We start from the raw sequence: 11,562 nt of genomic DNA, 5'->3' as shown, positions 1-11,562 counted from the left end.
GCTCATGTGTGTCTGATGTACCGCTATCGGGAGCAAGCCCCCTCCCACATTTTTTGACCGCACATATCCGTTAGACGAGCACCTGCCGAGTGCTCGCCATGTACTCGTGGATCTGCTTCTCCACCCGCGGGTGAATCAACTCCACCGGCCGCCGCCCATTCGGGCACGGCAGGGTCTTGGTGGTGCCGAACAGCCGGCAGATCAGCGGGCGTTCGTCGTACACCGTGCAACCGTTGGGGCCCAGGTGCACGCAGTTCAGCTCGTCCATGGCAGCGTCCTGTTCAGCGGCGGTCTTGCGTGGCAGCCGCGACATTTCCTCGGGCGACGTCGTCACCGGCCCACAACAGTCGTGGCAACCGGGAACGCACTCGAACGAAGGAATCTGCCTGCGCAGCGCGCTGATTTTCTGACTGTTGCAACTCATCGAAACACGTACCGAACGGCGAATAGGCGTGGATTCTGCCGCAAAAAGCCCCGGTGAGACAGCTTCGCCCGACCGCTGTATCCTGCGTCAAATTTTCCAAACAGGGATGCTCCCCATGACCGCCAGCGCCCGGCACACCACCTCTTACTACGCTGCCAGCAGCGTGCCGCAACCCGACTACCCGGCGCTGGCTGGCGAAATGCGTGCGGATGTGTGCGTGATTGGCGGTGGTTATTCCGGGCTGAATACCGCGCTAGAGCTGGCCGAGCGCGGCTTCAGCGTGGTGCTGCTGGAAGCGCGCAAGATCGGCTGGGGTGCCAGCGGACGTAACGGCGGCCAGTTGATTCGCGGCGTCGGCCACGGCCTGGACCAGTTTGCCAACGTTATCGGCACCGATGGCGTGCGCCAAATGAAGTTGATGGGCCTGGAAGCCGTGGAAATCGTTCGCGAACGTATCGAGCGCTATCAAATCCCCTGCGACCTGACCTGGGGCTATTGCGACCTGGCCAACAAACCTCACCACCTGGAAGGCTTGGCCGAAGACGCCGAAGAACTGCGCAGCCTTGGCTACCGGCATGAGGTACGCCTGCTGCAAGCCAACGAAATGAGCAGTGTGATCGGCTCCGAGCGCTATGTCGGCGGCATGATCGACATGGGCTCCGGCCACCTGCATCCGCTGAACCTGGCCCTCGGCGAAGCGACCGCCGCCGGGCAGTTGGGCGTGAAACTGTTCGAACAATCCGAAGTGACGCACATCGACTACGGCCCTGAAGTCAACGTGCACACGACTCAAGGCAACGTGCGCGCCAAAACGTTGGTGCTGGCCTGCAATGCTTATCTCAATGGCCTGAATCCGCAGTTGAGCGGCAAAGTCCTGCCCGCCGGCAGCTATATCATCGCCACTGAGCCGTTGAGCGAACCCCTGGCCGCCAGCCTGTTGCCGCAGAACATGGCCGTGTGTGACCAGCGGGTAACGGTGGACTACTTCCGCCTGTCCGCCGACCGCCGCCTGTTGTTCGGCGGAGCTTGCCACTACTCCGGTCGCGACCCCCAGGATATCGGCGCCTATATGCGACCGAAGATGCTCAAAGTGTTCCCGCAATTGGCTGACGTGAAGATCGACTACCAATGGGGCGGCATGATCGGTATCGGCGCCAACCGCCTGCCGCAGATTGGCCGGTTGGCGGACCAACCCAACGTGTATTACGCCCAGGCCTACGCCGGCCATGGCCTCAACGCCACGCACCTTGCTGGCAAGCTGCTGGCCGAAGCCATCAGCGGCCAGCAGCAGGGCCGCTTCGACCTGTTCGCCCAGGTGCCGCACATCACCTTCCCCGGCGGCAAACATCTGCGCTCGCCGCTGTTGGCCCTGGGGATGCTCTGGCACCGCTTCAAAGAGCTGGTCTGAGTCAGCCGCGCCAGAAGGGTTTCAAACCTTCGTGGCGCGCCTGCTCCGCAGTCAGCCCGACATCGCGCAATTGCTCAGGGGTCAGGCTCAGCAGGGCCTTGCGGGTATGACGATGACGCCAGAACAGGTTCCAGCGGTGACGGGCCGACATCGACATTGCCTGCTCCGCTTCCAACTCCTGACTGTGTAGTGTCAACCGCACATCGCTCATGCCGCTCATTTTGCTGCCCCTCATTTGCTTGTTGCCATGAGTGACTAGGATCGACGAGCAGGCAAAACCATTACAGATTCAACTCAACTTTATTAAAACCATACAGACACTGCCTTTAGCTCCTTGAATCCTGTATTTTCGGTACATCTGTACTGGTCCCCAGGAGTGGCCGCCATGACCCTTTACGTCAACCTCGCCGAATTGCTGGGTACTCGCATTGAACAGGGCTTCTACCGCCCGGGTGATCGCCTGCCGTCTGTACGGGCGCTGAGTGTGGAACACGGGGTCAGCCTGAGCACCGTGCAGCAGGCGTATCGCGTACTGGAAGACAACGGCCTGGCCATGCCCAAGCCAAAATCAGGATACTTCGTGCCCGTCGGCCGCGAGCTGCCGGCCCTGCCCGAGGTGGGGCGCCCGGCCCAGCGACCAGTGGAAATCTCCCAGTGGGACCAGGTCCTGGAACTGATCCGCGCAGTGCCACGCAAAGATGTCATACAGATGGGTCGTGGCATGCCGGATGTATTGTCACCGACCCTCAAACCCTTGCTACGCAGCCTGGCCCGTGTGAGTCGTCGCCAGGATCTGCCGGGGCTGTATTACGACAACATCCTCGGCTGTATGGAGTTACGCGAACAAATCGCCCGGTTGTCGCTGGATTCGGGCTGCCAACTCACCGCCGAAGATATCGTCATCACCACCGGTTGCCATGAGGCGCTGTCTGCCAGCATCCACGCCATCTGCGAGCCGGGCGACATCGTTGCCGTGGACTCGCCGAGCTTCCACGGCGCCATGCAAACCCTCAAGGGCTTGGGCATGAAAGCCCTGGAAATCCCTACCGACCCCATCACCGGCATCAGCCTGGAGGCCCTGGAACTGGCGCTGGAACAGTGGCCGATCAAGGTCATTCAACTGACCCCCAACTGCAATAACCCGCTGGGCTACATCATGCCGGAGGCGCGTAAACGCGCGCTGCTGGTTCTGGCCCAGCGCTTTGACGTGGCGATCATCGAAGACGATGTGTATGGCGACTTGGCCTACAGCTACCCGCGCCCACGCACCATCAAGTCTTTCGACGAAGATGGCCGCGTATTGCTCTGCAGTTCCTTTTCAAAAACACTGGCTCCCGGCCTGCGGATTGGCTGGGTGGCGCCGGGCCGGTATTTGGACCGGGTGCTGCATATGAAATACATCAGCACCGGCTCTACGGCGACACAGCCGCAGATCGCCATCGCGGAATTCCTCAAAAATGGCCATTTCGAACCGCATTTACGGCGGATGCGCACTCAATACCAACGCAATCGCGACTTGATCCTCGAATGGGTCAGCCGCTATTTCCCGGCCGGCACCCGCGCCAGCCGCCCCCAGGGCAGCTTCATGCTATGGGTAGAACTGCCGGAAGGCTTCGACACCCTCAAGCTCAATCGCGTGCTGGTGGAACAAGGCGTACAGGTGGCCGTAGGCAGCATCTTTTCTGCATCGGGCAAGTACCGGAACTGCCTGCGCATGAACTACGGCGCCAAGCCAACCCCGCAGATTGAAGAAGCCGTGCGCAAAGTCGGCGCTGCGGCGATCAAAATGCTCGCCGAGGTTGAAGACTGATCTTTCCCCGAAATTAGCCGTCATATGCCCACAACCGCCCTGACCTGGAAGCAGCGCCTTTGATGACTCGACGGCTTTTACCGTTTTTTCTGCTCGCCGCCATGGCCCTGGGCGGCTGCGCCACGGTGGATGTGCCGCGCATTCCCAGCGACGCGCTGCCCGCCGCACAATCGTCATTTGGTCGCTCGATCCAGGCCCAGGCAGCACCCTACCAAGGCCGCTCCGGCTTTCGCCTACTGCCCAACAGCAGCGAAGCCTTCATGGCTCGCGCCGAGTTGATCCGCAACGCCCAGACCAGTCTCGACCTGCAGTACTACATCGTCCACGACGGCATCAGCACGCGCATGTTGGTGGATGAACTGCTCAAGGCTGCTGATCGTGGCGTGCGCATTCGCATTCTGCTGGACGACACCACCAGCGACGGTCTCGACCAGATCATCGCCACCCTCGCCGCCCACCCACAGATCCAGATTCGCCTGTTCAACCCGCTGCACCTGGGACGCAGCACCGGCGTGACGCGGGCCATGGGCCGCTTGTTCAACCTGTCGCTGCAGCACCGACGCATGCACAACAAGCTGTGGCTGGCGGACAACAGCGTGGCCATCGTTGGCGGTCGCAACCTGGGGGATGAGTATTTTGACGCCGAACCCAACCTGAACTTCACCGATATCGACATGCTCAGCGTAGGGCCGGTGGCTGAGCAGCTTGGGCATAGCTTTGACCAATACTGGAACAGCGCCCTGAGCAAACCCATCGACGACTTCGTGTCGAACAGCCCGTCCAAAAATGATTTGGCCGCGGCACGTGTACGCCTGCAGGATTCGCTGGCCGAATCACGCCAGCAGAATCACGCCCTGTATAACCGCCTGCGCACTTACCAAACCCAACCGCGCATGGATACTTGGCGTCGCGAGCTGATCTGGGCCTGGAACCAGGCGCTGTGGGACGCGCCGAGCAAGGTGCTGGCCAAGGCCGACCCGGACCCGCGCTTGCTGCTCACCACACAGCTGGCGCCAGAGTTGAAAGGCGTCAACCATGAGCTGATGATGATCTCGGCGTATTTCGTACCGGGCCAGCCCGGGCTGGTTTACCTGACTGGCCGTGCCGATGCCGGCGTGTCGGTGAGCCTGCTCACCAACTCACTGGAAGCCACCGATGTACCCGCGGTACACGGCGGCTACGCTCCGTATCGCAAGGCACTGCTGGAACATGGGGTAAAACTCTACGAGTTGCGCCGCCAGCCAGGCTCCGGTAGCGGCGGCAGTGGTCCGCACCTGTTTCGCCGGGGCGCTTTTCACGGTTCTGACTCCAGCCTTCACAGCAAGGCGATGATCTTTGACCGGGAAAAATCGTTTATCGGCTCGTTCAACTTCGACCCGCGCTCGGTGCTATGGAACACCGAAGTCGGCGTACTGGTAGACAGCCCCGAGCTGGCGGAACACGTGCGCAGCCTGGCGCTGGAAGGTATGTCGCCAGCCTTGAGCTATCAGGCGAAGTTACAGGACGGCCAGTTAGTCTGGGTCACCGAGGACAACGGCCAAATGCATACTCTGGGCCACGAGCCGGGCAGTTGGTGGCGGCGCTTTAATGCCTGGTTTGCCACCCATGTGGGCCTGGAGCGCATGCTTTAAGAACACCCCCTCCCACATTTTTAGGTCAGGCTGGCTGCGCGGCGCCGAATGCACCTTGGCGCAACAACAGCAACACCAGGCCCAACGCCCCAGCCGCCATCAGCAGCGGCAATGCATGCCCACTGATCCACTGGCTGCCGGCACCCGCCACCAACGGGCCGATCAGGCAACCGATACCCCACAGCTGCGCCACATGGGCATTGGCACGCACCAGTGCATCATCGCGGTAGCGCTCGCCAATCAGGATCAACGACAGCGTGAACAATCCACCGGCACTGGCGCCGAAGATCACCCACACCGGCCAGATCAGCAGTGTGTGCATCATCAATGGAATCGCCAGGCTTGAGGCCAGCAACAGCACCGCACAACTCAAGAACAGCGTACGTCGCGGCAGATAGTCCGCCAGCGCGCCAATCGGCAATTGCAGCAGCGCATCACCGACCACCACCGTACTGACCATCGCCAAGGCGATCTCGGCGGTAAAACCTTGTTGCAGGCAATATACCGGCAGCAACGTCAGGATCATCGCTTCAAACGCAGCGAACAACGCCACTGCCCAGGCGATCGCCGGAAGGCTGCGACAAAAGCGCCACAGGTCGCCGAAAGTCACGCTGAAAGATTCGGCCGTGGGTGCGCCGGAGCGCCCCAACAGCAACAACGGCGCCACCATCAAAAGACCCACGCCCACCCAAAAGCCATAATCATGATCAGTGCCCAGTACACCCAGCAGTAGCGGCCCCGACAGCTGGCTCAAGGCATAACTGCAGCCATACAGCGCCACCAGGCGGCCACGCCATTGCTCCACCACCAACTGGTTGATCCAGCTTTCACCAAGGATAAATACGATGGTCAAGATCACCCCGATCATCAAGCGCAGCACCAGCCAGACCGGGTAGCTGGGCAAGATCGCCAACAACCCGATGGAAACCGCACCCGCCCACAGGCACAGGCGCATCAGGTTGGCGGTGCCCAACCATGAGGCCATGCGGCTGGAGACTTTCGCCCCCAGCAGCACGCCGAAGGCTGGCATCGCTGCCATCACGCCAATGGCGAAACTGCCGTAGCCCCAACCCTCCAGGCGCAGGGACACCAGCGGCATACTGACACCCAGGGCCAGGCCGACACTCAGGACCGAGGCCAGGACGGCGAAATAAGTCGCCCAACGCATTTCCACGCTCCTGTGGATAATTTTCAAGTTCACAAAAACAGTGTGGGAGCCGGCGTGTGCGGGAGCCGGGCTTGCCGGCGATGCAGGCACCTCGGTGTGTCAGCCACACCACGGTGATGCTATCGCAGGCAAGCCAGCTCCCACACACGCCGGCTCCCACATTTGACCTGCGGTGTTGCTTAGAGCTTGATCCAGGTCGCCTTCAGCTCGGTGTACTTGTCGAACGCATGCAGCGACTTGTCACGGCCGTTGCCCGACTGCTTGAAGCCACCAAACGGTGCAGTCATGTCGCCGCCGTCGTACTGGTTGACCCACACGCTGCCGGCGCGCAGGGCTTTGGCGGTCAGGTGTGCCTTGGAGATATCGGCTGTCCACACGGCTGCAGCCAGGCCGTAAATGGTGTCGTTGGCGATGGCGACAGCTTCTTCGGCGCTGTCGAAGGTGATCACCGACAGGACCGGGCCGAAGATCTCTTCCTTGGCAATCTTCATTGCGTTGGTCACGCCGTCGAAAATCGTCGGCTCAACGTAGGTTCCACCGGTTTCTTCCAGGGTGCGCTTGCCACCCGCGACCAACTTGGCGCCATCGGCATGACCAGCCTCGATATAGGACAGCACAGTGTTCATCTGCTGCGTGTCCACCAGCGCACCCACGTTGGTCGCCGGGTCCAGTGGGTTGCCTGGCTTCCAGCCCTTGAGGGCCTCGATCACCAGCGGCAGGAATTTGTCTTTGATGGAGCGCTCGACGAGCAGGCGCGAACCTGCGGTGCAGACTTCGCCCTGGTTGAAGGCGATCGCTCCAGCAGCGGACTCGGCAGCCGCTTGCAGGTCCGGCGCATCGGCAAACACGATGTTCGGGCTCTTGCCGCCCGCTTCCAGCCACACGCGCTTCATGTTCGATTCGCCGGAGCGGATCAACAGTTGTTTGGCAATTTTGGTGGAGCCGGTGAACACCAGGGTGTCGACGTCCATGTGCACCGCCAACGCGTTACCCACAGTGTGGCCATAACCCGGCAGCACGTTGAACACGCCTTTCGGAATACCTGCCTCAACGGCCAGGGCCGCGATGCGGATGGCGGTCAGTGGGGATTTTTCGGACGGTTTGAGAATAATGGAGTTACCGGTGGACAGCGCCGGGCCGAGTTTCCAGCAGGCCATCATCAGTGGGAAGTTCCACGGCACAATGGCGCCAACTACACCCACCGGCTCGCGGGTTACCAGGCCCAACTGATCGTGTGGTGTAGCGGCCACTTCATCGTAGATTTTGTCGATGGCTTCGCCGCTCCAGCTCAAGGCTTGCGCCGCGCCGGGGACGTCGATGTTCAGGGAGTCGCTGATCGGCTTGCCCATGTCCAGGGTTTCGAGCAGTGCCAGCTCTTCGGCATTGTCCTTGAGCAGCGCGGCGAAGCGGATCATGGCGGCCTTGCGCTTGGCCGGCGCGAGGCGCGACCAGACACCGGAGTTGAAGGTGGCGCGGGCGTTTTCCACGGCACGCTGGGCGTCGGCGACATCACAGCTGGCGACGGTGGCCAGCAGGCGGCCATCGACCGGGCTGATGCATTCGAAAGTGTCACCGGAAACAGCGGCGGTGTACTCGCCATTGATGTAGGCGCGACCTTCGATCTTCAGGTCCTTGGCGCGTTGTTCCCAGTCGGCACGGGTCAGGGTGGTCATGCGAGTGTCCTCCTCTTATTGAATACAAGGGCCAGGTGATGTCCCCCGGCAGCCTCAAAGAATTCTTGCCCGGCCAGCCTGCTGTTCGGCTCAAGGCAGCTGCCACCCTAAACCAGCGGCTGGGGGTGTTTCAATATATTTGACATAACGCCAGTAAACGCCCTTGCGATGTTCATTTTAATAAACATAGACTTTGGGCTCTCCAACCCCAGGCCAGACGGGACACGCACATGAGCATCCAGGACATCGTCGACTTCAGCCAAGCCAACACCGCCCCCGACCGCTACCGCCCGGCCGCCGAAAAAATCCTCAAGGGCGATCCCGAGCAAACGATCTACAACCACTACAACAGCCCGTGTGGACAGATGAGTGCCGGGGTGTGGGAAGGTGAAGTCGGGCAATGGAAGGTCAATTACACCGAACATGAGTACTGCGAGATTGTGCAGGGCGTTTCTGTATTGCGGGATGCCGATGGCAACGCCAAGACCTTACGCGCTGGCGACCGTTTCGTGATCCCAGCCGGTTTCAGCGGTACCTGGGAAGTGCTGGAGCCGTGCCGCAAGATCTACGTGGTGTTCGAACAGAAAGCCTGATCGGAAAATCCCAGGCAAAAAAAAAGCCCGGATCGTGAGATACGGGCTTTTTTTCACAAGGAAGAAAATCAATTACTTGATTTTGCCTTCTTTGTAGATCACGTGCTTGCGAACGCGCGGGTCGAACATTTTCTTTTCGAGCTTGTCCGGGGTAGTACGCTTGTTCTTGTCGGTAGTGTAGAAGTGACCAGTACCGGCGCTAGAGATCATTCGAATCAATTCACGCATGATATAGCTCCTTAGATTGTGCCAGCGCGGCGCAATTCAGCCAGCACGACAGTGATGCCACGCTTGTCGATGATGCGCATGCCTTTGGCAGATACGCGCAGACGGACGAAACGTTTCTCTTCTTCAACCCAGAAGCGGTGATGCTGCAGGTTCGGCAGGAAACGACGACGGGTTTTGTTATTTGCGTGGGAAATGTTATTCCCAGTCACCGGACCCTTACCGGTAACTTGACAGACTCTCGACATGCCTCAGCCCTCTAAAACCACATGCCCAACCCGGCATGGGTTGGCCGCTTAATCTCTCAGTCATTTGGCGCCAGGCGCCGCGTTTCTTTAGGGTCTTACCGGCTACACCTACAAACGAAGGAACCGGGCCCCTAGAAAAGAGCGCTGCTTTATACCAGAAAGACCCCAGCACAACAACAGCCCGTGCGTTTTTACCGACTTAAATCTTGGCATCGGACGCCTGAACCGTTGCCAGCAGGGGCCGCTGCAATAGCCGACCGCTCGTCGCACAAAATGATTTACAACGCCCGCGTGCCGGTGAGCTGCACTGCGAAATGCGCCGAGGCGCCATCAAAACAGCATTTGCGGCAAAAGCACAGGCAAAAATGGGCTAGTCATTTATCCGGCAGACCACTACGGTAGGCTTTTTTCCAGACTGCACTCGCAGATGGGCCTTCGATCTGCACAGGAAACCGAATATGCGCCTCGCTGCCCTACCGCTATTGCTAGCCCCTCTATTTATTGCGCCGCTGGCCGTTGCCGCCACCAGCTTGAGTGTTTGCACCGAAGCCAGCCCTGAAGGGTTCGATGTGGTGCAGTACAACTCGCTGACCACCACCAACGCCTCAGCCGACGTACTGATGAATCGCCTGGTGGACTACGATGCAGTCAGCGGCAAGCTGGTGCCAAGCCTGGCAGACAGTTGGGAAGTGTCCCCGGATGGCCTGACATACACGTTCAAGCTGCACCCGGACGTGAAATTTCATCGCACCGAGTATTTCACCCCAAGCCGTACCCTGACGGCGGAGGACGTGCGTTTCAGCTTCGAACGCATGCTCGACCCGGCCAACCCATGGCACCAGGTCGCCCAAAGCGGCTTCCCCCATGCGCAGTCACTGCAATTGCCCACGCTGGTCAAAAAAATCGACGCCCTTGACCCGCTGACCGTGCGTTTCACTCTCGACCACGCCGACTCCACCTTCCTCGCGGCATTGAGCATGGGGTTCGCATCGATCTATCCAGCGGAATATGCCGACAAACTGCTCAAGGCCGGTACACCGGAGAAACTCAACAGCCAGCCAATAGGCACTGGCCCGTTTGTGTTCGTGCGCTTCCAAAAAGATGCCGTGGTGCGTTACAAGGCCAACCCGGACTACTTTGCGGGCAAGCCGGCTGTGGATAACTTGATCTTCGCCATCACCCCGGACGCCAACGTACGCCTGCAGAAACTGCACCGCGATGAGTGCCAGATCGCCCTGTCGCCCAAACCTCTGGATGTGGGCGAAGCAGAGAAGGACGCGGCGCTGAAGGTGGAGAAGACCGCCGCTTTCATGACCGCATTCGTTGCCATCAACAGCCAGCACCCACCGCTGGACAAGCCCGAAGTGCGTCAGGCAATCAACCTGGCCTTTGACAAGGGCAGCTACCTCAAGGCCGTATTCGAGGGCACCGCCGAAGCGGCCAATGGCATTTATCCACCGAACACGTGGAGCTATGCCAAGGAGCTACCGGGTTATCCACAGGACCTTGCCAAATCCAAGGCATTGTTGGCACGCGCAGGCCTCAAGGACGGTTTCAAGACCACCATTTGGACACGCCCAACCGGCAGCCTGCTGAATCCCAACCCGAACCTCGGCGCACAATTGCTGCAGGCGGACCTGGCGAAGGTCGGTATCCAGGCCGAAATCCGGGTGATCGAGTGGGGCGAGTTGATTCGCCGCGCCAAGGCCGGTGAGCACGATCTGTTGTTCATGGGCTGGGCCGGCGACAACGGCGACCCGGATAACTTTCTGACCCCTCAGTTCTCGTGTGCAGCAGTGAAGTCCGGTACGAACTTCGCCCGCTACTGCGACCCAGCGCTGGACAAACTGATCAGCGCCGGCAAGACCACCAGCGAGCAAGGGGTACGCAGCAAGTTGTATCAACAGGCCCAGACGCAGATCCAGCAGCAGGCGTTGTGGTTGCCGCTGGCGCATCCGACGGCATTTGCCCTGGCACGCAAGAATGTCGAGGGGTATCAGGTGAGTCCGTTTGGGCGCCAGGACTACTCCAAGGTCAGCATAAAACCCTGAACCTTACATCCAACCATATTCGGCCATGGACAGCGGGTCACCATCCCCCACGATGATGTGATCCAACACCCGTACATCCACCACTTCCAGAGCCTTTTGCAGCAACTTGGTCAATTTTCGATCAGCTGCACTGGGCTCCACACTCCCGGATGGATGGTTGTGGCAGAGGATCAACGCCGCCGCGTTGTACGCCAGTGCACGCTTGACCACTTGCCGAGGGTAGACGATCGCCGTGTCTATGGTGCCCTCGCATAACGCCTCGAAACCCAGTACTCGATGCTTTGAGTCGAGAAACAGGCAGCCGAATATCTCGTGGGGCTCATGGCGCAAC

Annotated in this window: 12 protein-coding genes; 5 read left to right on the top strand and 7 right to left on the bottom strand. The window is 60.1% G+C overall.

What is annotated here, in order from left to right:
- Positions 1-70: 70 nt before the first annotated feature.
- Positions 71-424 carry a YkgJ family cysteine cluster protein gene (locus tag ACRESD_RS07140; protein ID WP_016975913.1) on the bottom strand — a complete coding sequence of 118 codons (354 nt, stop codon included), beginning with the start codon at positions 422-424 and terminating at the stop codon, positions 71-73.
- A gap of 115 nt (positions 425-539) precedes the next feature.
- Here ACRESD_RS07140 and ACRESD_RS07135 point away from each other — a divergent pair, with 115 nt between their 5' ends.
- Positions 540-1,832: an NAD(P)/FAD-dependent oxidoreductase gene (locus tag ACRESD_RS07135; RefSeq protein ID WP_431750284.1), complete on the top strand. Its 1,293-nt coding sequence runs from the start codon at positions 540-542 to the stop codon at positions 1,830-1,832.
- A 1-nt stretch (position 1,833) separates the two neighbouring features.
- Here the strand turns inward: ACRESD_RS07135 and ACRESD_RS07130 are convergent, their stop codons facing one another.
- Entirely contained in the window at positions 1,834-2,052 is a 219-nt protein-coding gene (locus ACRESD_RS07130) for a DUF1127 domain-containing protein (protein WP_431750283.1), read from the bottom strand.
- Positions 2,053-2,217: 165 nt separating this feature from the next.
- Between ACRESD_RS07130 and ACRESD_RS07125 the strand changes: the two genes are divergently transcribed.
- Positions 2,218-3,642, top strand: coding sequence for a PLP-dependent aminotransferase family protein (locus ACRESD_RS07125; protein ID WP_431750282.1), 1,425 nt, complete (start codon positions 2,218-2,220; stop codon positions 3,640-3,642).
- 62 nt (positions 3,643-3,704) lie between these two features.
- A complete protein-coding gene (locus ACRESD_RS07120) occupies positions 3,705-5,273 on the top strand; it encodes a phospholipase D family protein (protein WP_431750281.1) in 1,569 nt (522 codons plus the stop codon).
- 25 nt (positions 5,274-5,298) lie between these two features.
- On the opposite strand, the gene ACRESD_RS07115 is transcribed toward ACRESD_RS07120, so the two are convergent.
- Positions 5,299-6,441, bottom strand: a complete 1,143-nt coding sequence (locus tag ACRESD_RS07115; protein ID WP_431750280.1) for an MFS transporter — start codon at positions 6,439-6,441, stop codon at positions 5,299-5,301.
- A gap of 179 nt (positions 6,442-6,620) precedes the next feature.
- Positions 6,621-8,114 carry an aldehyde dehydrogenase gene (locus ACRESD_RS07110; RefSeq protein WP_431750279.1) on the bottom strand — a complete coding sequence of 498 codons (1,494 nt, stop codon included), beginning with the start codon at positions 8,112-8,114 and terminating at the stop codon, positions 6,621-6,623.
- Between the two features lie 230 nt (positions 8,115-8,344).
- On the opposite strand from ACRESD_RS07110, the gene ACRESD_RS07105 reads away from it, so the two are divergent.
- Positions 8,345-8,707: a cupin domain-containing protein gene (locus ACRESD_RS07105; protein ID WP_110620468.1), complete on the top strand. Its 363-nt coding sequence runs from the start codon at positions 8,345-8,347 to the stop codon at positions 8,705-8,707.
- Between the two features lie 72 nt (positions 8,708-8,779).
- Here ACRESD_RS07105 and rpmG read toward each other — a convergent pair whose 3' ends face one another.
- Both rpmG and rpmB read right to left on the bottom strand, forming a co-directional pair.
- Positions 8,780-8,935 (bottom strand): 50S ribosomal protein L33, encoded by a 156-nt coding sequence (rpmG, locus tag ACRESD_RS07100; protein WP_003176906.1) that lies wholly within the window; start codon positions 8,933-8,935, stop codon positions 8,780-8,782.
- 11 nt (positions 8,936-8,946) lie between these two features.
- Complete coding sequence (gene rpmB / locus ACRESD_RS07095; protein WP_010207494.1) at positions 8,947-9,180, bottom strand: 50S ribosomal protein L28; 234 nt, start codon at positions 9,178-9,180, stop codon at positions 8,947-8,949.
- Between the two features lie 458 nt (positions 9,181-9,638).
- On the opposite strand from rpmB, the gene ACRESD_RS07090 reads away from it, so the two are divergent.
- Entirely contained in the window at positions 9,639-11,231 is a 1,593-nt protein-coding gene (locus ACRESD_RS07090; protein WP_431750278.1) for an ABC transporter substrate-binding protein, read from the top strand.
- A gap of 3 nt (positions 11,232-11,234) precedes the next feature.
- Here the strand turns inward: ACRESD_RS07090 and ACRESD_RS07085 are convergent.
- Positions 11,235-11,562 (bottom strand): JAB domain-containing protein (locus ACRESD_RS07085; protein ID WP_431750277.1); only part of this gene is annotated, 328 nt, incomplete at its 5' end.

Source organism: Pseudomonas sp., assembly GCF_050739995.1.
In the GTDB taxonomy this organism is placed as follows: domain Bacteria; phylum Pseudomonadota; class Gammaproteobacteria; order Pseudomonadales; family Pseudomonadaceae; genus Aquipseudomonas.
The sequence above is the reverse complement of the archived record's forward strand: the minus strand, read 5'-3'. Positions and strand labels throughout refer to the sequence as shown.